The organism is Streptomyces sp. NPDC057307 (assembly GCF_042667665.1).
In the GTDB taxonomy this organism is placed as follows: domain Bacteria; phylum Actinomycetota; class Actinomycetes; order Streptomycetales; family Streptomycetaceae; genus Streptomyces.
On sequence record NZ_JBHUZM010000054.1, the window covers coordinates 17642 to 39639 of the forward strand.

General features: G+C 72.7%; 14 protein-coding genes. 11 read left to right on the forward strand and 3 right to left on the reverse strand.

The features are described from left to right. The first annotated feature begins 24 nt into the window (after positions 1-24). From ACFUN8_RS19835 to ACFUN8_RS19865, 7 genes are all read left to right on the forward strand, one after another. Complete coding sequence (locus tag ACFUN8_RS19835; RefSeq protein ID WP_383639007.1) at positions 25-1221, forward strand: glycosyltransferase family 4 protein; 1197 nt, start codon at positions 25-27, stop codon at positions 1219-1221. After that, positions 1218-2597: a glycosyltransferase gene (locus ACFUN8_RS19840; protein ID WP_383639010.1), complete on the forward strand. Its 1380-nt coding sequence runs from the start codon at positions 1218-1220 to the stop codon at positions 2595-2597. The genes ACFUN8_RS19835 and ACFUN8_RS19840 overlap by 4 nt, the downstream gene beginning before the upstream one ends. Next, positions 2594-3697, forward strand: coding sequence for an SGNH/GDSL hydrolase family protein (locus ACFUN8_RS19845; protein WP_383639013.1), 1104 nt, complete (start codon positions 2594-2596; stop codon positions 3695-3697). The genes ACFUN8_RS19840 and ACFUN8_RS19845 overlap by 4 nt, the downstream gene beginning before the upstream one ends. Further along, entirely contained in the window at positions 3694-7329 is a 3636-nt protein-coding gene (locus ACFUN8_RS19850; RefSeq protein ID WP_383639016.1) for a hydantoinase B/oxoprolinase family protein, read from the forward strand. The genes ACFUN8_RS19845 and ACFUN8_RS19850 overlap by 4 nt, the downstream gene beginning before the upstream one ends. Before the next feature lie 118 nt (positions 7330-7447). Beyond that, positions 7448-8992: a hypothetical protein gene (locus tag ACFUN8_RS19855; protein ID WP_383639019.1), complete on the forward strand. Its 1545-nt coding sequence runs from the start codon at positions 7448-7450 to the stop codon at positions 8990-8992. A gap of 145 nt (positions 8993-9137) precedes the next feature. After that, complete coding sequence (locus ACFUN8_RS19860; protein ID WP_383639022.1) at positions 9138-10052, forward strand: hypothetical protein; 915 nt, start codon at positions 9138-9140, stop codon at positions 10050-10052. Between the two features lie 91 nt (positions 10053-10143). Further along, positions 10144-15069, forward strand: a complete 4926-nt coding sequence (locus ACFUN8_RS19865; protein WP_383639026.1) for a hypothetical protein — start codon at positions 10144-10146, stop codon at positions 15067-15069. A 29-nt stretch (positions 15070-15098) separates the two neighbouring features. Here ACFUN8_RS19865 and ACFUN8_RS19870 read toward each other — a convergent pair whose 3' ends face one another. Next, a complete protein-coding gene (locus ACFUN8_RS19870; RefSeq protein ID WP_383639029.1) occupies positions 15099-15677 on the reverse strand; it encodes a hypothetical protein in 579 nt (192 codons plus the stop codon). A 467-nt stretch (positions 15678-16144) separates the two neighbouring features. Here ACFUN8_RS19870 and ACFUN8_RS19875 point away from each other — a divergent pair, with 467 nt between their 5' ends. From ACFUN8_RS19875 to ACFUN8_RS19890, 4 genes are read left to right on the forward strand one after another with little or no spacing between them, the layout of a single operon-like run. Then, entirely contained in the window at positions 16145-19006 is a 2862-nt protein-coding gene (locus ACFUN8_RS19875; RefSeq protein ID WP_383639032.1) for a nitrate- and nitrite sensing domain-containing protein, read from the forward strand. Next, entirely contained in the window at positions 19003-19449 is a 447-nt protein-coding gene (locus ACFUN8_RS19880; RefSeq protein WP_383639035.1) for a roadblock/LC7 domain-containing protein, read from the forward strand. The genes ACFUN8_RS19875 and ACFUN8_RS19880 overlap by 4 nt, the downstream gene beginning before the upstream one ends. 10 nt (positions 19450-19459) lie before the next feature. Then, positions 19460-19855, forward strand: a complete 396-nt coding sequence (locus tag ACFUN8_RS19885; RefSeq protein WP_383639037.1) for a DUF742 domain-containing protein — start codon at positions 19460-19462, stop codon at positions 19853-19855. After that, positions 19836-20447, forward strand: coding sequence for an ATP/GTP-binding protein (locus tag ACFUN8_RS19890; protein WP_383639040.1), 612 nt, complete (start codon positions 19836-19838; stop codon positions 20445-20447). Before ACFUN8_RS19885 ends, ACFUN8_RS19890 begins: the two co-directional genes overlap by 20 nt. 133 nt (positions 20448-20580) lie before the next feature. Here ACFUN8_RS19890 and ACFUN8_RS19895 read toward each other — a convergent pair whose 3' ends face one another. Together ACFUN8_RS19895 and ACFUN8_RS19900 are read right to left on the reverse strand one after the other, a co-directional pair. Beyond that, complete coding sequence (locus ACFUN8_RS19895) at positions 20581-20937, reverse strand: Mpo1-like protein (RefSeq protein WP_383639043.1); 357 nt, start codon at positions 20935-20937, stop codon at positions 20581-20583. 150 nt (positions 20938-21087) lie between these two features. Further along, complete coding sequence (locus ACFUN8_RS19900; RefSeq protein ID WP_383639046.1) at positions 21088-21942, reverse strand: M15 family metallopeptidase; 855 nt, start codon at positions 21940-21942, stop codon at positions 21088-21090. Positions 21943-21998 lie beyond the last annotated feature (56 nt).

A 21998-nucleotide genomic window follows, 5' to 3' on the forward strand; every position in this document is an offset into this window, starting at 1 on the left:
CCCCGGTGCGGCGACAACACCAGTATGCGTGTCGTCATCGTCACAGAATCTTTCCCGCCCGATGTGAACGGCGTGGCGCACTGCGCCCTCCAGACCGCCCGGCACCTCGTCGCCCGCGGCCATGACCCGCTCGTCATCGCACCGGCTTCGTCGTCGGCGGCATTCGCCGGCGCCGAGCCCCCGTCCCCCTCGGTCTCCCTCTCCCCGTCTCCCCGCACGGCCTCTTCTCCCCGTACGGCCGATTCCGACGCACCGTGCCCCGTGGTGCGCGTCCCCTCCCTGCCGCTGCCCGGCTACCCCCAGGTACGCGTGGCCCTCCCCAGCCGCCGCGTCGCCACGACCCTCGCCGCGCACCGGGCCGACGTCGTGCACCTGGCCGGTCCGTTCGTCCTCGGCGTACGCGGCATGGCGGCCGCCGCGCGGCTGGGGATACCCACCGTCGCCGTCTACCAGACCGACCTCGCCGGCTACGCCCGCACCTACATGGGCGCCGGCGAGGCGGCGGCCTGGCGGCGGCTGCGCGCCGTGCACAGCGCGGCGGACCGCACGCTCGCCCCGTCCAGCGCCGCCGTCAAGGACCTTGAGGAGCACCGCATACCGCGCGTCAGGCTCTGGCCGCGCGGCGTGGACACCGTCAGGTTCCGGCCCGAACTGCGCGACGACGCGTTGCGCCGCCGGCTCGCGTCCGGCGGTGAGCTGATCGTCGGCTACGTCGGCAGGCTGGCGGCCGAGAAGCACGTCGAACTCCTGTCGGGTGTCTGCGGGCTGCCCGGCGTCCGCGTCGTGATCGTCGGGGACGGGCCCAGCGAGCCGTCCCTGCGCACCACCCTCCCGGGCGCCGTGTTCCTCGGCCGCCGGACCGGCGACGAACTGGCCCGGATCTTCGCCTCGTTCGACGTCTTCGCCCACACCGGGCCGTACGAGACGTTCTGCCAGACCGTCCAGGAGGCCATGGCCAGCGGCATCCCCGTGGTCGCCCCCGCGGCGGGCGGACCGCTCGACCTCGTCGACCACGGCCGCACGGGGCTGCTGGTGCCGCCCCTCGACGCGCGGGCCGTCACCGGCGCCGTACGCGACCTCCGGGCCGCCCCGGAACTGCGCGCCTCCTACGGACGTACGGCGCGCGCCACGGTCGAGGGCCGCACCTGGGCCTCGGTGGGCGACCAACTGCTCGACCACTACGCCGAGGTCATCGGCGCACGCACGGCCGTGGTCGCGTGAGCGGCTTCGGTGCCGCTCCTCGCGGCGTACGGATCGTACGGCTGGCCAACTTCGTCACCCCGGCCTCGGGCGGCCTCCGGACCGCCCTCCAGGAGCTCGGCGCGGGCTACCTGGCCGCCGGGCACGAACCGGTCCTGATCGTGCCCGGCGAGCGCCGGAGCGACGAACACACGACGCAGGGACGGGTGATCACCCTGCCCGGGACGGTGCTGCCCGGCACCGGCGGCTACCGGGTCCTGACCGACCGCCGACGCCTCGGTGCCCTGCTCGACACCCTCGCCCCCGACCACCTGGAGGTCTCCGACCGCACCACCCTGCGGTGGACGGGGGAGTGGGCGCGCCGCCGCCGGATCCCGTCCGTCATGGTGTCCCACGAGACCGCCGACGGGGTGCTCCGCACCTGGGGCGTCCCGGAGGCGGCTGCCGGACGGGCCGCGGACCTGCTCAACCGGCGCAGCGCGTGGGCGTATTCACGGATCGTCTGCACCACCGAGTGGGCCGAGCGCGAGTTCGTCCGGATCGGCGCACGCAACGTGGTGCGCGCGCCGCTGGGCGTCGACCTGCTGCGCTGCCGGCCCGACCGGCGCCGCGAGGCGCTGCGGGCCAGGTACGCGCGCGGGGCGGACGTCCTGCTGCTGCTCTGCTCGCGGCTGTCCGTCGAGAAGCGGCCCGCCGTCGCGCTCGACGCCCTCGCCACGCTCCGTGGTCTGGGCGTGGGGGCGGCGCTGGTGATCGCCGGAGACGGCCCGCTGGCGGGCGTACTGGCGCGCCGGGCGCGCGAGCGGCGGCTGCCGGTGGTCTTCCTCGGCCACGTGGGCGACCGGGAGCGGCTGGCGGACCTCCAGGCCGCCGCGGACATCTGCCTGGCACCGGGACCGGCCGAGACGTTCGGCCTGTCCGCGCTCGAAGCACTCGCCTGCGGCACCCCGGTGGTCGCGAGTGCGTCGTCGGCCCTCCCGGAGATCCTGGGCGCGGCGGGCGGCACGGCGGGGGACACGCCGAGGGCGTTCGCCGACGCCGTACGAGAACTCCTCGCCCGCCCGGAGGCCGCCCGGCGCGCTGCGGCACGGGCGCGGGCCGAACTCTTCGGGTGGGACCGCGCGGTGGCGGCGTTCCTGGCGGCACACGAGGCGCCGGCGCGTACGGGGCGGGACCACCCGCTCGCGGAGGCCGGGACGGGCGCCGGGGCGCCGGTGGCGGTTTCGTCGCCCGAGCCGGCGCCCCGGGTTTCTTCGGTTCCGTCCGTGGTTTCCGCCGCTTCGGCGACGGCGCTCCCCACGGCGCTCCCGATGGCGGTCGGGTCGCCCGCGGTCGCGGCGCCGGTGGCGTCCGTCGCGGTGGCGCCGGTGCCGCCTCCGGTCGGGGGTGCGGGATGACCGTGTACGCGAACCTCGGGGCGCCGCCCGAGGCCGCCGCTCCCGTCGAGCCCTCCGTACCGAGGCCGCTCCGGTTCGCCGCGCTCGGGGACTCGCTCACCGTGGGCGTGGGGGACCGCGTGGACGGCGGCTGGCGCGGCTGGGCGGTACTGCTCGCCGAAGCGCTCACACCGGCCGACGACGGAACGGCGGCGCTCGGCGGGTCCGCACCGGCCATGCCTCACGGCGCTGCCGACGGGCGGGACCGCCGGACGACGGTCCCCGGCCGCCGCCTCTGGGCCGTGTCCGGCGCTGTCCCTCGCTCCGGCCACGCCGCCGGATCGGCCGGACGTCCCCCCGGCCACGCCGCCCCCGCCGAACCCGCCCCCACCTTCCGTAACTTCGCCACCAGCGGCGCCCTGACCCGTGACGTCCGTGCGCAACAGACCCCCGCGGCCCTCGCCTTCGCGCCCGACATCGCCTCCGTCGTCGTCGGCGTCAACGACACCCTCCGGCGCGCCTTCGACGTCGCCGCCATGGCCCGCGCCCTCGACGAGGTCTGTGCCGCCCTCACCGCGCGCGGAACCGTCCTGCTCACCGCCTGTCTGCCCGACCCCGGCATCATGCTGGGCCTGCCCACGCCCCTCGCGAGACCGCTCGCGCGCAGACAGCGCGCGGTCAACACCCTCATCCACACGCTCTCCGCGCGGTACGGCGCCGTCCATCTGCACGCCGCCGACCCGGCGTGGGTCGCCGACCGCTCCCTGTGGAGCGCCGACCGGCTGCACCCCGGCGAACGCGGCCACCGGATGATCGCCGCGCGATTCCACGCGATGCTCACCGCGCGCGGCCTGACCCTGGGCCCGCCACCACCCCAGGAGCCCGAACGGCCGCCGCCCACCCGGACGGAGGCACTGCTCTGGCTGGCGACGGCGGGCGCCGGCTGGATGGTGCGCAGAAGCACCGATCTGCTGCCCGAACTGCTGTGGCTGGCGGGCGCCGAGATGCGCCACCAGGTGCGCGGCACCGCCGACCACCTCGATCTGCGCGCCGAGCACGACCTCTCCCGTGCGCTGACAGCACTGCCGCCGGCCGCTCCGCTTGCGAGAATGGGGGAATGAGTGGGCGCTGGGAATTCTGGATCGACCGTGGCGGCACCTTCACCGACGTGGTGGGGAGGCGTCCCGACGGACGTCTCGTCACCAGGAAGCTGCTGTCGCACAACCCGGAGCAGTACCCGGACGCGGCGGTGGCCGGGATCCGGCTGCTGCTCGGCGTAGCACCCGACGATCCGGTGCCCGCCGACCGGATCGAGGTCGTCAAGATGGGCACCACCGTCGCGACCAACGCGCTGCTGGAGCGCCGGGGCGAGCCGACCGTCCTCCTCGTCACCGAGGGCTTCGGCGACGCGCTGCGGATCGCCTACCAGAATCGCCCCCGACTCTTCGACCGTCACATCGTGCTGCCGGAGGCCGTCTACGAGCGCGTCATCGAGGTTCCCGAACGCGTCGACGCCCACGGTGCCACCGTCCGGCCGCTGGACACGGACGCCGTCGTCGCGCGGCTGCGGGAGGCGTACGACGACGGCTTCCGCAGCGCCGCCGTCGTCCTCATGCACGGCTACCGGTATCCCGACCACGAGAGTGCCGTCGCCGAAGCGGCCCGCGCGGCCGGCTTCACCCAGGTCAGCAGCTCCCACGAAGTCAGCCCGCTGATCAAACTGGTACCGCGCGGCGACACGACCGTCGTGGACGCCTACCTCTCCCCGATCCTGCGGCGCTACGTGGACGAGATCGCCTCCGAACTCCGCGACATCCGCCTGATGTTCATGCAGTCCAACGGAGGGCTGCGCGAGGCCGCCCACTTCCGTGGGAAGGACGCCGTGCTGTCCGGACCGGCGGGCGGTGTCGTCGGCATGGCCCGTACCTCCGGACAGGCGGGCTTCGACCGCGTCGTCGGCTTCGATATGGGCGGCACGTCGACCGATGTCTCGCACTACGCCGGGGAGTTCGAGCGCGAGCTGGGCACCCAGGTCGCCGGGGTCCGGATGCGGGCGCCGATGATGAACATCCACACCGTCGCCGCCGGCGGCGGCTCCGTACTGCACTTCGACGGCCAGCGCTACCGCGTCGGCCCCGACTCGGCGGGCGCCGTGCCGGGACCCGCCTGCTACCGCCGGGGCGGCCCGCTCACCGTCACCGACGCCAACGTGATGCTCGGCCGGGTGCAACCGGACCACTTCCCCGCGGTGTTCGGACCTGACGGCGACCAGCCGCTGGACGCCGACGTGGTGCGCGAGCGCTTCACCGCGCTCGCCGAGGAGGTCGAGGCGGCCACCGGCGTACGGCGCGAGCCGGCCGAAGTCGCCGCGGGCTTTCTGGAGATCGCCGTGCTCAACATGGCGAACGCCGTCAAGAAGATCTCCGTGCAGCGCGGGCACGACATCACCCGCTACGCCCTCACCAGCTTCGGCGGCGCGGGCGGCCAGCACGCCTGCGCGGTCGCGGACGCGCTCGGCGTCGACACGGTGATCGTGCCGCCGCTCGCCGGGGTCCTCTCCGCGTACGGCATCGGACTCGCCGACGCCACCGCCATGCGGGAGCAGTCGGTGGAGGCCGAACTCGGCGACGGCGACGGCGACGGCGAGAGCGGCGAGGGCGGCACGCTCGGCCGGGTGCGGGAACTGTGCGCCGCACTCGCCGAGCGCACCCGCGCCGAACTGCGCGCCGACTCCGTCCCGGACGCCGCGATCACCACCTACGCGCGCGTGCTGCTCCGGTACGCCGGAACGGACGCGAGCCTGGCGGTGCCCCTCGGCGGCGTCGCCGACATGACGGCGGCCTTCGAGAGCGAACACCGCTCGCGCTACGCCTTCACCATGGACAAGCCGCTGGTGGTCGAGGCCGTGTCGGTCGAGGCCGTCGGAACGGCCGAGTCGCACAGTACGTACGCGGCGGACGCGGCCTCCGTAGAAGGCGACGGCGAGCCCGTACGACCCGTGAGGGTGCGGATGTTCGTCGACGGCACGGAGCGCGACTGCCCGCTCCTCCGGCGCGCCGATCTGCGGCCCTCCGACACCGTCGAGGGCCCCGCGATGATCGCCGAGGCCGACGCGACGACCGTCGTGGACGCGGGCTGGCAGGCGGCGGTCGGCGACCTCGGACATCTGCTCCTCACCCGCGTACGCCCCCGCCCCACCCGCGTCGCCGCGGGCACGGACGTGGACCCGGTGCTGCTCGAAGTCTTCAACAACCTCTTCATGGCCATCGCCGAGCAGATGGGCGTACGCCTGGAGAACACCGCCCACTCCGTCAACATCAAGGAGCGGCTCGACTTCTCCTGCGCCCTCTTCGACGCCGAGGGCAATCTGATCGCCAACGCGCCGCACATCCCCGTCCACCTCGGATCCATGGGCGAATCCATCAAGGAGGTGCTGAAGCGCGACGAGGGCTCACTCCGCCCCGGCGACGTGTACGCCGTCAACGACCCGTACCACGGAGGCACCCATCTGCCGGACGTGACGGTGGTGACACCCGTCTTCGACGAACAGGGCGAACACCTGCGCTTCCTGGTCGCCTCGCGCGGCCACCACGCCGAGATCGGCGGCATCACGCCCGGCTCGATGCCCGCCTTCAGCAAGACCATCCACGAGGAGGGCGTGCTCTTCGACAACTGGCTCCTCGTACGGGGCGGCAGGCTCCGTGAGACCGAGACCCGCGAACTGCTCGCCGCCGCGCGGTACCCCTCCCGCGACCCGGACACCAACCTCGCCGACCTGCGCGCCCAGATCGCCGCCAACGAGAAGGGCATCGCCGAACTGCGCCGCATGACCGAGCAGTTCGGCTACGACGTCGTCGACGCCTACATGGGCCACGTACGGCGCAACGCGGAGGAGTCCGTGCGCCGCATCATCGCCGGGCTCAGCGACGGCGCCTACCGCTACGAGACCGACAACGGCGCGGTCATCGAGGTCGCCGTACGCGTCGACCGCGAAGCCCGCAGCGCCGTCGTGGACTTCACCGGGACCTCACCGCAGCAGGAAGGCAACTTCAACGCGCCCACATCCGTGGTGATGGCGGCCGTCCTGTACGTCTTCCGGACCCTGGTCGCCGACGACATCCCGCTCAACAGTGGCTGTCTGGCACCGCTCGACGTACGGGTGCCCGACGGTTCGATGCTGGCGCCGGCCTTCCCGGCGGCGACGGTGGCGGGCAACGTGGAGACCTCGCAGGCCGTGACGGGAGCCCTGTACGCGGCGCTCGGCGTCCAGGCAGAGGGCTCGGGCACCATGAACAACCTCACCTTCGGCAACGAACGCGTCCAGTACTACGAGACGGTGGCGAGCGGATCGGGCGCGGGGGAGGGCTTCGACGGCGCCGACGCCGTCCAGACCCATATGACCAACTCCCGCCTCACCGACCCCGAAGTGCTCGAATGGCGCTATCCGGTGCGGGTCGACGGATTCGCCGTCCGGGACGGCAGCGGCGGCCGTGGCCGCTGGACCGGCGGGAACGGAGTCGTACGGCGTATCCGCTTCCTGGAACCCATGACGGTGACGCTGCTGTCCGGGCACCGCACGGTGCCGCCGTACGGCATGGCGGGCGGTGAGCCGGGTGAACTCGGCGCCAACGAGGTGGACCGGGCCGACGGGACCCGTGCGTCGTTGAAGGGCGTCGACTCGGCGGACATGGCCGTGGACGACGTACTGGTGCTGCGCACCCCGGGCGGCGGGGGATACGGCACACCGGGCTGAACTCGCCCGGTGCGGCGGGCCGGTGGCCGGTCCGCCGTATCCCTGCCCGCCCGCGGAAGTCGCTGGGGCTTCTGCGTCGTTTCGACCGTTGTCAGTCCGAGGACCTAATCTGTGCAGCGTGACTTCGCCTGCCTCGACGGACCCTGTTCCGCCCCAGCTCAGCGCGGGGCCGCGGCTCGCCCAGGGCCCGGCCGCCGACGAAGGGCTGGCGCGGCGGCTGCGCGCGCTCGCCTGCACCGCGCCGCTGCACGACCTCGACACCCGCAAGGCCAATCTGGCGGGGGAGTACTCCGTCTACGCGATGGCGGAGGTCGCGCTCGCGGCGATCGACCTCGTCACGCTCAACATGGACTTCGACACCGGCGCGGACCACGAGCAGATAGTGGCCAGACTCCTCCCACGCGTCGCGGCCCAGGCGCCGCACCGTCCGGTCACCGAGCACGAGCGCGTGGCCCGCTGGGTGCTGGAGAATCTGATCAACGTCGGCAGCGTCGACCGCGGTTTCCGCGCCGTGTACGGCACGTTCGGCGCCGACGGCGTCTACATCCGCCGGGACTACGACTTCAAACTGATCGAGGAAGTCCCCGGCCACGGCGGCAGCGTCTATCTGCGCACCACCGACGAAGCGGTCAACGTGCTGGTGGGCGCGTTGGACACGGACGTCACCAGCGCGCAGATCGCCGCCGAGGTCAAGCTGGAGGTATTGATCAACAGGGGGCGGCTCGCCGACGCCCAACTCGCCGCCGAACAGGCCCGGTACCGCACCGTGCAGTACGCGGAGACCCTGCGCAGAACCCTGGAGGCGACCCGGCGCAACGTCCGCGCGGTCGACTGGCTCAACGCCGTGCCCGACATGATCGCCGAGGCGCTCGACCATGTCGCCGACCGCTACCGCCACGAGAACGCCATCCTGAACAACATCCGCAAGTCCCGTGACGAGGCGGAGACCGGCGCCGACCCCAAGACGGCCGAGCACAAGCGGCGCGCCGCCGAGCTGGTCGACATCGTCAAGGACTGCATCCGCCGGCACACCCAGCTCCAGTCCCGACTCCTGGAGGCCGGACCGCTGTTCCGCGCCGAGCAGGACCGCCAGGCGTTCGCCGAGCCCACGACACGGACGGGCCTCGACCTCTACGGCCAGCTCGTCGCCCCGCTCCTGCCGCTGTCGGTCGACCGGGCGAGCCGCGTCACCGACGCCTTCTTCGCCCGTGGCACCGGACTGCGCACGCCCGCGTCCGTGCGGGTCGGCGACCTCGTGGACCTGCTCCTCACACCCCCCGTGGAGCGCGAACACCTCGGCGCGGAGATGCCCGAGCCCGATCTGATCGCGACCCCCGCCGACAGCCGCTTCAGCGAGGAGCAGTTGGCGAGCGCGATGGAACTGCTCGACCTGGAGCCCGACGCGCCGCGCAGACTCTCCGGCCTGCTCGCCGAGGCCCGCCGCCGCGACCAGGACCTGCCCTATCTGGTCGCGCTGCTCGCGATCCACGCGGCCAGCCCACCCGTCGGTACGGCCTACCGACAGGGCGAGGAGCGGCTGTTGTTCGCCGTGGACGACGGCACCCCCCTCGACGACGAGGAGTTCGGCGGCGCCGACCTCATAGTGGGCATGGCTCTCCTGGACGCCGCGGGCATGACCGCCGACCGTACGGACGCGGCATGACGCCCCCGAGGATCCACAGGACCCGTCCCGGGCCGACGGCCCGTGCCATTCGCATCAGGACCACCCGCATCAGGACCACCCGCATCGGGACCACCCGCATTAGAACCACCCGCTTCCGAACCATCCCCAGCGAGGAGCAGCGCCCGTGAGCGACCACCAGGCAGAGCACGCCGCCGCGTGGGGCGAGCCGGGCAGCACCGAAACGGCCCGCACGTCCGTGCCCCCGCCGCCGGGCGGCGCCGTCACCCCCGCCGACGCGGCCGACGCCGCCCGCCTCGTCTCCTTCGGACTCCAGCCCAAGCTGCTGCCCGCGCGGGACGCCGAATACGCCGACCTGCTGCGCCGCTACCGCGAGGAGACCTCTTTCGCGCGGCTCGCCGACGCGGTGGCCACCGGCCTCGGTCTTGTCGTCCTCGAAGTCTCCTCCCGCGCCGGAATGGCCGTGACGGCGGGCGAGGACTCCGTGTTCGCCGTCCGCATGGGCGACTACGCCCGCCGCGCGTCGACGGACTCGGCGGACCGCTTCCTGCACGGCCTGGCCCATCTCGCCGTCGCCGCCATGGCCTTCCCCCGCCCCGAGGACCTCGCCGACGACGGGTACATCGGCCGGATCACCGTCAACGGCGTCGACGCCTTCGTACGGCAGGCGTGCCGCAGGCTGGAGGAACAGGCCGAGGAACAGGGCGAGAACACCGACCCGGAGACCGACGCCCCCGGCCTCGAGTCCGCCTGGCGCGTCTACGCGCGCCGCAGCTCGACCGGCGCCACCAAGGACGCGCGCCGCCTGGCGGGCTCCACCACCGGCATCATCGGCAAGGCCATGGCCTTCCTCACCGACTCCGGCTTCCTGCACCGCACCGGCGACGACGCCGGAGGCGCGTACCGCACCACGGCCCGCTACCAGCTCCAGGTCCGCGACATGGCCGGCAGCGCCGCCATGGCCGAACTGCTCGCCCTGGGCGTCGTCCCGGTCACCGACGGCTCGGCGACGCTGCTCCCCCCACCCGACCCGGACGACCTCGACCTGGTCGCCGACGCCGGACTGCCGTTCCACTCCTGAGCCCAGCGGTCCACCGGCCCGGCAGCCCAGCCCCGCCCCCCCACCCCGTCCGGTCATCAGCCGGTCCTGATCACGACGAGAGTCCGCCGCCATGTACGAGCTGTCCCGGGTCCGCCTCTACTCCATCGGGCCTGCCGGTGCGCGCTACGCCGACACCGTGCTCGACCTGCGCGGAGTCGGCGAGCCGGTGCCCCACCCCGCGCCCACCCAGGCGGAGTTCTTCGAGGACGAGCCGGTCGGCCCGCCGCGCCGCCCGGCCCCCGCCGGCGTGCTCTTCCTGGAGAACGGCGGCGGCAAGTCCGTCCTGCTCAAACTGATCTTCTCGGTCATGCTGCCCGGCCACCGCAACACCCTCGGCGGCGCCAGCTCCGGAGTGCTGCGAAAATTCCTGCTCGCCGACGACTGCGGCCATGTCGCCCTCGAATGGCAGCACACCCTCACCGGCGAGCTGGTCGTGGTCGGCAAGGCCAGCGAATGGCGCGGCCGCCAGGTGTCCAACGACCCGCGCAAGTTCGCCGAAGCCTGGTACTCCTTCCGGCCGGGCCCCGGGCTGAGCCTCGACTCGCTGCCGGTCGCCGAGTCGACCGCCGTCCGGCGGCCCGTGGAAGGTGTCTCCGGCGCCAGGGGCCGGCGCCGCACCATGAAGGGATTCCGGGACGCCATCACCGAGGCGGGCAAGGCGTACCCGCATCTGGACGTGCACTGGGAGGAGATCCACGACCGCTGGATCGAGCATCTCGGCGATCTGGGCCTCGACCCCGAACTGTTCCGCTACCAGCGGGAGATGAACGCCGACGAGGGCGAGGCCGCCGGGCTCTTCGCGGTGAAGAAGGACTCCGACTTCACCGACCTGCTGCTGCGCGCCGTCACCGACACCCGCGACACCGACGGGCTCGCCGACCTCGTCGGCGGCTTCGGCAACAAACTGGGCCGCCGCGCCGAACTGACCGCCGAGCGGGACTTCACGGCGGGCTCCGTCGATCTGCTCGGCCGGATCGTCGACGCCGCCGACTCCCGGTCCCGGGCCCGCGACATCCACGCCGGCGCCGAGCGCCGCACCCGTACCCTCGCACGCAGACTCACGGCCCGCGCCGCCGTCGAACGAGACCGCGTGGGCGACCTCGCCCAGCAGGTCACCGCCGCCGCCCACACCGTCACCGAGGCCGACCGGGCCCGCGGGCGCAGCGCGCTCATCGCCGCCGAACTGGCCTACCGGCACGCCTCCCTGGCCCTCACCGTCGCCGAGAAGGCCGCCGCCGCGCAGCGCCGTGAGCTGACCGACGCCCGTACGCTCCACTCCGCCTGGCAGGCCGCCGAGAACGTCCTGCGGCACCGCGCCGCCGCCGACCGTTCGGCGCGCGTCGCCGTCGCGATCCGCGAGGCCGAACGTGACGCGGCACCCGCCCTGGCCGCCCGCGCCACCGCCGCCGCCGACCTCGTCCGCGCGCTCCACGCGGCCGCGGCCGACGGCGAGAGCTTGGCCAACGAGGAGGAGGAGCGCTCCGCCGCGCTCCAGGAGGTCGGCGAGGCCGCGCACCGTGACGCGACAGCGGCGGCCACCGAGGCGCAGCGCGCCCGCAGCGAGACCGGTCATCTGCGCCAGCGGCTGTCCGAGGTCGAGCAGGAGACCGCCGAGGCGGTACGGGCCGGCTGGCTCGACGACACCGCACCGGACGCCGACCCGGCACGGGCCGCGCTCGCCGCGAGCGACGCGGAGAAGTCCGCGGTCGCCGCCTGGGACGCGGCCAGGGAGACGGCGCGCGCGGCGGCGGACCGGGCCAGGGAGGCTGCGGCGACCGAATCCCGCGCCGAACTCGCCGAGGCCCGCGCCGTCGACGCCGCGCGCGCCGCAGAGCACGAGTACGACGCGGAGCGCCGTACCGCCGAGTCGATCGCCGAGGAGGAACGCCTCACCGAACTGCTCGGCCTGCCCGGCGCACCACCACGCGCGGGCGTCCCCGGACCACGCAGCGCCGGCCAGGGCGGCCCGGAAGGCCCGACCGGTCCGGCGGCGGCCCCCGGAACCGCTCCCGGAACGTCCCCCGAGGCGGGCTCCGGTGGCACGAAGCGCCCGGACGGCACCGGCACCGCCGTCGGGCAACTGTCCAGGACGACCGGCGCCCCGGCGGCCCCCACCGCCCAAGGTCCCCTCACCCCCGAGGAACTGGACCGGTACGCCGACGAACTGCGCGAACTCCTCGACCAGGGCGTCACCGCCGCCGAACGCCAGCTGTTCGACCTGCGTACGGCCGCCGCCGACGACTCCCGCATCCTCGGCGCGCTCGGCGACGGCGGGCTGCTCCCGCCCGGCCCCGACGTCCTGGCCACCGTCGAATACCTCGGCGAACACGGCATCCCCGCCCTCCCCGGCTGGCGCTATCTCGCCCAGGCCGTCGACCCCGCCGACCACGCCGCCGTCCTCACCGCCCGGCCCGAACTGGTCGACGGCGTCGTCATCACCGAACCCGCCTCGCACGCCAGGGCACGCGAAGTCCTCTCCGGCGCCGCCCTCCTGCCGCGCTCCACCGTCGCCGTCGGTACGGCCGCGGCCCTGCTCGCACCGGTGCCGGGTCCCGGCCCGCACGGTGACGCGGCCGGCGGCGAGGACAGCGGTGTCTTCCTCGTACCGCCCAACCCGGCCATGCACGACGAGCACGCCGCCGACGCCGAACGGCAGTCCCTGCGCGCCAAGTCGACCGCCCGCGACGAGGAGATCCGCACCCTGTCCGCCCGGCTCTCCGCCGACCGGGCCATCGCCGCGCGCCTCGGCTCCTGGCGCGCCACCTGCGCCCCGGGCAGACTCACGGAACTCGCGGAGACCGCCCGGGACGCCGACGATCTGGCGAGGTCGGCCGGGGCCGAACTCGCCGAGGCCCGTACGGTCCGGATCGAGGCGGACGAGGCAGCCGCCGACACCGCCCGGGTACGCGACGAACGGCAGGAGGCCGCCCAGCGCGCCCGCCGGGTCTCCGACGCCCTCGCCGGCCTCGCCTTCCGCCTGCGTGAACGGGCCGGCTGGCAGGTCAAGCTGCGCGCGCTCGCCGACGACGCCGCGGAGTCCGAAGCCCGCGCCACCGCCTGTCTGGAACGGGCCCGCGCCGCCGACGAGGACCGCCGCGCCGCCCAGCGCGCCGCCGACGACGCCCGCCGTACGTCCCGTGCGCTCCGCGCCGAGCGCGCCGAGATCGCCGGCGCCCCCGAGAATCTGCCCGAGCCCGACGGGGACGCGCCCCGCACCGCGCTGCCCGCGCTGCGCGAGGCATACCGGGCCGCCTCCCAGCTGTACGAGAAGGTCGGCGTCGGCGCCGACCTCCGCGCCGAACAGGCCCACGCCGAGAGCGACGAAGGCGCGGCCCTCGCCGAACTGGACCGGCTCAGCAACAAGGTCCGTACCCGCGCCGCCCAGCTCCTGGAGAGCACGGACGGCGCCGACGGACCGTCCCGGCAGGCCGCCGCCGCCCGCGCCGAATCGCTCGTCCAGATGCTGGAGTCACGCGCGTCGGCCGCCAGCGAACACCTGGGGCGCCTGCGCGGCGAGGCCGAACGGCTCGCACCCGCCGAGGGCGAGACACACACGGACCTGCCCGACGGGCACGTCCCCACCGAGGTGGCCCAGGCCCAGGCCCTGCTCCGTACCGCCACCAACGAACTCGCCACGCGCACCGACGCGTTGGACACCGCCCGCTCCGCACACAGCGAACTGCTGCACGCCCACCGCACCGCCGAGGACGCCACAGGCGGATTCGAGGAGACCGCGGCCCTCCTCGGCGATCTCCTCCGGGGCTCGGCCTACGAGGACACCGACGAGGCACCGGAAGCCTCCGAGCCCTATCCCGGCAGTATCGAAGAGGCCCGGATCGCCGCCGCCGAGACCCGCCGCTCGCTGCGCGCCTGCGCGACGGACCTGTCCGCGGCCGACGCCGCCGTCCGGGAAGCGAGCGACATTCTCGTACGGCACGCCAACTCCACCCGCTACGAGCAGGTACGCACCCCGGCCCGCCAGCAGATCCGCGAACTGCCCGCGGCCGCGCTGCCCGACCACGCCGCGAAGTGGGCCAACGCCTTCGCCCCCCGGCTGCGCGTCCTCACCGACGAGCTGGAGCAACTGGAACGCAACCGCGACTCGATCGTCGACCGGCTGCGCGGACTGGTGGAGTCCGCGCTCACGACCCTGCGCTCGGCGCAGCGGCTCTCCCGGCTGCCCGAGGGACTGGGCGAGTGGTCCGGCCAGGAATTCCTCCGGATCCGCTTCGAGGAACCCGACCAGGCGACCCTCACCGAACGGCTCGGCGAGGTCATCGACGAGGCGACCCACGCCGCCCTCAAGAAGAACTCCGACCTCCGCAGGGACGGCATGTCCCTGCTGCTGCGAGGCGTTCAGGCCGCCCTCCAGCCCAAGGGCATCGCCGTCGAGATCCTGAAACCGGACGCCGTGCTGCGCGCCGAGCGCGTCCCGGTCGGTCAGATGGGCGACGTCTTCTCCGGCGGCCAACTGCTCACCGCCGCGATCGCCCTCTACTGCACGATGGCCGCGCTGCGGAGCAACGACCGGGGACGCGACAAGCACCGGCACGCCGGCACACTCTTCCTCGACAATCCGATCGGCCGCGCCAACGCGACGTATCTGCTGGAGCTCCAGCGCGCCGTCTCGGACGCGCTCGGCGTCCAACTCCTCTACACGACCGGCCTCTTCGACACGACAGCATTGGCCGAATTCCCCCTGGTCATCCGGCTGCGCAACGACGCGGACCTGCGGGCGGGCCTGAAATACATCAGTGTCGAGGAACATCTGCGGCCGGGGCTTCCCCAGCAGGACCCGGACGGCGAGACGGTGCACGGCGAGATCACGGCCACGCGTATGTTCAAACGTTCTCAGACCGCCGTCGCGGCTGCTGCCACGACGACGGCCGACGAGACTTCGGTCGACCAGACACAGGCTGGCGGGACACGGGCGAACCAGACGTCGGCGGAGCCGACGGCCCCGCCGCGGGAAGACACCCTCCAGGACAGGTCCTAGGAGCCCAGCAGCCGCCGGGACGCGGGCGTTCAGGCTTCGGAGAGCCTGCCGGCGCCCCGGCGTCGTATCCGCGCGCCGTCACGCTCCGCCGTCCGCGCCGTACGCCTGGCCCTGCGGCGCTCCCTGCGCAGCTGCCGTGCCGTGCTGCTCGGTACGGACACCACACCGTTGCGCTGATTCCACACCTGGCGCGTCACCCATACGTCGAGCACACCCCAGGTCGCCACCACCGTGCTGCCCACGCTGCTCAGCACCATGGGGAAGGCCAGCCACGAACCCGCGAGGGTGCAGAAGAACGCCACCATCGCCTGCATCAGCGTCACCGACGCTATGATCACGGCCCGCACCGCCGCCGTCCGCACCGGATCGGGCATCCGGCGCCGTATCGCGGGCTCCTCCACCCAGAGCCGCCGCGACAGGCCCGTGCCGCGCGGGGCAGGCAGCTCGACCTCGACCTCCGCGGGCGACTTCCTCGTGGCCGCCCCGCGGGCCTCGCGGCCGTCGTCGCGACTGTCCCCGGGGCCGTTCCCGCGCCCCGCCGTACGTGCCTGCGCCTGTGCCTGCTTGCCCGCCTTCGTCGCTGTTCTCGTGTCCGACTTCGAATTCATGGACCGTAACTCCCCACCGCTGTCCGACATCAGGGTGACTGCCCGGCCCCGGCCGCTTCACGCGAACCATGGCACCGAATGTGTGGCGGGCAGCGCACCGGCGCTGTCCGCCCGCCCCGTCCCTCGCTCCGAATTCCCCACCCTGAGCCGGTACTTCCGTACGTCAGTACCCATACACATAGACGAGCGACAGATCAGGAAGATTCCCGCGCACATACGGTTCAGGCCATCTGATCGATTGCGAAAAGTGACGTCCCGCCAGGTACTGTGCGCGACAGCGGCGAAAGTCAACTCCGTGAATACCAGGACAACTCGTGATCAACTCATCCGAGCGAGACCGAAAATCGCCCGGACGTGTCTTCGAGTTGTAGGTGTGCGGTAGTAGGCTCACGCCGTTTGTTGACGAGGATGTCCATTCTGATGAAGACGCCTTCCACGTCGGGTGGAAGGTGGAGCTGGGGGAGGCCATGCGCTTTCGCGGGAAGTCCATCCGCCGGAAGATCGTGGCGTTGCTGCTTGTGCCGCTCATCTCCCTCACGGCCCTGTGGGCATTCGCCACGACACTCACCGGCCGCGAGGCCAACCAACTCCTCGATGTCGCCTACATCATCGACAAGGTCGGCGACCCCGTGGAGGACACGGTCCGGGTGGTCCAGCGGGAACGCCGCCAGACCCTTGTCTACCTGGCCGACCCCCGTAACTCCGACTCCCTCGCCGCCCTGCGCCGGCAGCGCGCGGCCACCGACAGGGCCGTCACGAGGATCAAGGCGAACGCCGAGGACCCCTCGGTACGCGACCAGATGAGCGGCACCACCTCCGCACGGCTGACCTCGCTCACCGACGCGCTCGACGGCCTGGGCGCGCTGCGCCGTTCCGTCGAGAAGAGCACCGTCACCCGCGGCCAGGCACTCGACTTCTACAACAGACTCGTCGACCCGTGCCACAGCTTCCTGTCGACGCTGCACGCCCTGGAGGACGTGGAGCTGGACAAGCAGGCGCGCGCCCTGGTCGGCGTCGACCGCGCCCAGGAGATGCTCTCCCGCGAGGACGCGTTGGTCGTCTCCGCGCTGGTCACCCGCCGTACCACGTCGGACGAGATCCGGCTGATATCCGACCTGGTCGCCAACCGCACACTGCTCTACGAGACCAACCTCGACGTCCTGCCCGCCTCCGAGCGGGAGATCTTCGAGCAGTACTGGGGCGGTCCCGGCACCCAGCCCCTCCGCGAGGCGGAGGAACAGCTCATCGCCGCGGGCCCGGGCAAGGGCCCGGCCTCGGTGGACGCCGCCCGCTGGCAGGAGATGGCCAACCCCGTTCTCGAAAGCCTGGAGCGTGAGGGCGAGGCGGCCGACGAGCGCTACCAGGACCGGGTCGAACCGGCCGGGTTCAACGTCTTCGTCCTGGCCGGAATCGCCGGCGTACTCGGCTTCCTCGCGCTGCTCGTCTCCCTGATCGTCTCCATCCGCGTCGGCCGCAGCCTCATCCGCGACCTGTCCGGCCTCCGTAAGGAGGCGCACGAGGTGTCCGGTGTCCGACTGCCGAGCGTCATGCGACGCCTCGCGGCGGGCGAGCAGGTCGACGTCGAGACGGAGGCCCCGCGGCTGGACTACGAGCGCGACGAGCTGGGCCAGGTCGGCCAGGCGCTCAACACCCTCCAGCGCGCCGCCGTCGAAGCGGCCGTGAAGCAGGCCGAGTTGAGGCACGGAGTCTCCGAGGTGTTCGTCAACCTCGCCCGCCGCAACCAGGTCCTCCTCCACCGCCAGCTCACGCTCCTGGACACCATGGAGCGCCGCACCGAGGACACCGACGAACTCGCCGACCTGTTCCGCCTCGACCATCTGACCACCCGTATGCGGCGCCACGCCGAGGGCCTGGTGATCCTCTCCGGAGCCGCGCCGTCCCGCCAGTGGCGCAAGCCCGTCCAGCTCATGGACGTCGTACGGGCCGCGGTCGCCGAGGTCGAGGACTACGAGCGCGTCGAGGTCCGCAGACTGCCGAGGATCGGTGTCGGCGGCCCCGCCGTCGCCGACCTCACCCACCTCGTCGCCGAACTCCTGGAGAACGCCACGGTGTTCTCACCCCCGCACACGGCGGTGCAGGTCCACGGCGAACGTGTCGCCAACGGCTTCACCCTGGAGATCCACGACCGCGGCCTCGGCATGAACTCCGACGCCCTCCTCGACGCGAATCTGCGGCTCGCGGAGACGCCCGAGTTCGAGCTGTCCGACACCGACCGCCTCGGTCTCTTCGTCGTCAGCCGGCTCGCGCAGCGGCAGAACGTTCGGGTCTCGCTCCAGCCGTCTCCGTACGGAGGCACCACCGCGATCGTGTTCCTGCCGGCCGCCCTGCTCACCGAGGCGCCCGAGACCCAGGGCACCGGATTCCGGCTCGACCGGCAGAACCTCGCGACCGACAACGGCCGAGGCCGCTCCGACGGCCGGCTGGCGTCGCTCTCGCAGGTCCCCACCGGACTCAGCGGAAGCCGCTCCGTGCTGGACGGGCCCATCGAACTCGAACCTCCCCTCACCGGGCGCGAATTCGACGACCTGCCCAACCGCGGTGACACCACCGCCGCCACCGACCTCGGCAACGGCGACCTGGACGACACCGAGAGCGAGCGCGGCGGGATCTTCCGCGCCCGTGAGCACCTGCGGGACACCCGCGGGCGTGAGGCGGGCCGCCCGCGCGGAGCGCGCGACGGCGTCTCCGGAGAACTCCACGAGCAGCACCGCCAGGCCGCGGACCAGGACGGTCCCAGCGGCCGTGACAGCCTCGACGACGCCGACCCGCTCGGGTTCCCGTCGCAGCTTCCCCGCCGCAGCCGCAAGACCCCGAAGCTGGTCGCCGACCACGGAAGGCGTCTGGACGAGCGCGGCGGCGCCCACCCGGCGTCGGAGGCGTCGCCGGGCACGCCCGCGCCGGCGACACCCATGCCGGGGACACCCGTGCCGAACGAGCCCGTGCCGAGGACGCCCGTGTCGAACGCGTTCGCACCGAACCCGTCCGCACCGACCGACGGAGCCGCCGTGACGCCTGACGAGAACGGGTCTCCCGCCCCGCTCGGCGGCCTTCCCCGGCGCGTCCGGCAGGCCAGCCTCGCGCCCCAGCTCAAGGACGCCGTACGGGAAGAGGCCGAGGCGTCGCCCACCGACGCCACGGAGCGGGACTACGAGCGGGACGCGGACCAAGTACGGAACCGTATGGCTTCCCTTCAACGGGGCTGGCAGCGTGGCCGTCAGCAGAACAACGCCGAAGACACCGATGGCACCGAAGGCATCAACGGCCCCGGCGACACAGCAGGAACGACACCGGAGGGGGACGGTCGATGACCGCACCGAAAGCCGCATCATCCGATTCCACACGCCGCGGATCCGTTCCGGGCGACCTCAACTGGCTCCTGGACGAGCTGGTGGAACGGGTCGGCAGCATACGCAAGGCGATCGTCCTCTCCGGGGACGGCCTCGCCACGGGCACGTCGAAGGATCTGACCCGTGAGGACGGCGAACATCTCGCCGCCGTCGCCTCCGGCTTCCACAGCCTCGCCAAGGGCGTCGGCCGCCACTTCGAGGCGGGCAAGGTCCGCCAGACCGTCGTCGAACTCGACGAGGCATTCCTCTTCGTGACGGCGGCGGGCGACGGCAGTTGCCTCGCCGTGCTCTCCGACTCCGATTCCGACGTCGGCCAGGTGGCCTACGAGATGACGCTCATGGTCAAGCGCGTCGGCGTCCACCTCGGTGCCGCACCCCGCGCCGGACAGCCCACCACCGGGTGAGCTGAATGTCATGACTGATGCAGGCGAGGGTCCGAAGCACTGGTTCGACGGCGACGCCGGCCCGGTGGTGCGCCCGTACGCCATGACACGCGGCCGGACCAGCAGCGCCACCCGGCACCGGCTCGACCTGATCGCCATCGTCATCCCGGCGCCCGCGGCCGACGACCCCGCGGGCGACCGGACACTGTCTCCCGAGCATGTGGAGATAGTCGAACTCTGCAGAGCCAGTCCTCAGTCGATCGCGGAACTCGCCGCGGGCCTCGACCTCCCCGTGGGGGTGGTCAGGGTCTTCGTAGGAGATCTGGTCGAGAACGAACTGGTGCACGTAACCCGTCCCGTTCCGCCGGCCGAGCTGCCGGACGTGAACATTCTCCGCGAGGTGATCAATGGTCTTCGGGCGCTCTAGCCGTGGACAGCGGCCGATCGAGCCGGTGACTCTGAAGATCCTGGTGGCAGGCGGCTTCGGGGTGGGCAAGACCACCCTCGTGGGCGCGGTGAGCGAGATCAAACCGCTGCGCACCGAGGAACTGCTCACCGAGGCGGGCCGCCCCGTCGACGACATCGCGGGCATCGAGGGCAAGACCACGACCACGGTCGCGATGGACTTCGGGCGCATCACGCTCCGGGACGACCTGGTGCTCTATCTGTTCGGTACGCCTGGCCAGGACCGCTTCTGGTTCCTGTGGGACGAGTTGGCCCAGGGCGCGCTCGGCGCGGTCGTCCTGGCCGACACCCGGCGGCTGGAGGACTCCTTCGCGGCGGTCGACTACTTCGAGCGGCGGGACATTCCCTTCGCCGTCGCCGTCAACTGCTTCGAGGACGCGGCGCGTTTCCCCGCCGAGACGGTCCGGACGGCGCTCGACCTCGACCCCGAGGTCCCGCTGATGATGTGCGACGCGCGCCGTCGGGAGTCCGTCAAGGACGTCCTGGTGGCGGTCGTGGAGCACGCGATGATCCGCGCGCGCAAGCAGCGCGAGCCCGCGGTCACCACCAGCTGACGACACACCGACGGTACGTACCGACGGCACGCACCGACGACACCTACGGAACACGGCCCGTACCCCCACCGACAGGGGTACGGGCCGTGAGTCTCAGCGCTTCGACAACTCAGCGGTTCAACAACTCAGCAGCTCAGCGGTTCTCGGCGAGCCACTTCGCGGCGATCTCGGCCAACTCGGCGTCCCGTCCCGCGAGCATCATCCGGATCATCTGCACATCGCCGCGCAGCGACCACGCGGGATGCCCGAAACTCGCGGGGTTGTTCTTCTCGATGAAGAAGTGCGCCGGCCAGGCCGTTCCGTAGCCGATCAGCGGCAGCGCCGCCGCGTACCGCTTCCGGCCGCGCGCCAGGCCGTAGACGCTGACGGCGAGGCCGGTGAGCGTCCCCGTGAGATGGACCCAACGGGTGGCGGCGCGCGAGTGCATCGCCACGTAGTAGGGCCAGAATTCCTCGTACGACTCGTATGCCGCCGTTGTCTCCGTTGCCATACGGGCACCGTAACGGCTCCGCCCGGAAGGGGAAACGGGCAGGAGGAGAACCGAAAACGGGCGGCTCGCGTCCGAGAGTAGTGAGCGGGCGGCCGGAGCCCACGGGGGTGGTCCCGGCCGGCCGCTCACCCGCTGGTCGTCCCCTCGCCGTCAGCGGCCGAGGACGGAGCGCCAGGACACCGGGAAGTCGAAGTAGGTGTCGGGGAATAGCTCCGGCTTGTGGGTGAAGTGCCACCACTCCTCGGGGAGGTTGGTGAATCCGGCGTCGGCCAGCGTGCTCTTCAGGAGCTGCCGGTTCGCGCGCTGCCCACCCTGGATCCGGGGATCGTCGGTGTGCGACAGCGTGTCGAAGCAGTCGTAACCGGTGCCCATGTCGACGGAGTTGTCCCGGAACCGCTCGCCCTGCGGCGCGTAGCAGGGGACCAGCTTCTCGCCGGGCAAGTACGGCAGGGTCGGCTTGGCCGGCAGCTTGACGATCGTCAGATCCACCGTGCTGCCGCGGCTGTGACCGGACTTCTCGGCGATGTATCCGTCGGTGAACAACCTCGACTTGTCGACCTGCGGATAGAACTCCGGCTTCATCCTCTCGTCCGTCAGGTCCTTCGCCCAGCGGACGAAGTGATCGACCGCCCGCTGCGGGCGGTAGCAGTCGTACACCTTGAGCGAGTAGCCCTGCCGCAGCAGCTTCGACTGCGCGCGCTGAAGTGCCCGCGCGGCCGGGCGCGTGAGGATGCAGAGCGGCTGGTCATAACCGTCGATCCGCTCGCCCACGAAGTTGTGCGGGGTGGTGTAGCGGATCTCCTGGATGATCGTCGGTGCCACGGTCGGCAGAGCCACGAACTCCTCGGGTGCCGTGGGCCGGGACGTCCGGGAGCCGCCGCCGGAGGACCCCGGCGCCTCGGAGGTCGAGGTCGCCCCGGACGCCCCCGGGGCTGCGGCGGTCACGGCGAGCAGGGTGGCCGCGGTGGCGGCCAGCGCGCGGAGTGCGGAAGCGAGTCGTGTCATGGGCACACCGTCTATCAGTTCCACGGCCCGCGGGAAAGAGTGATCGGCTACAGTCC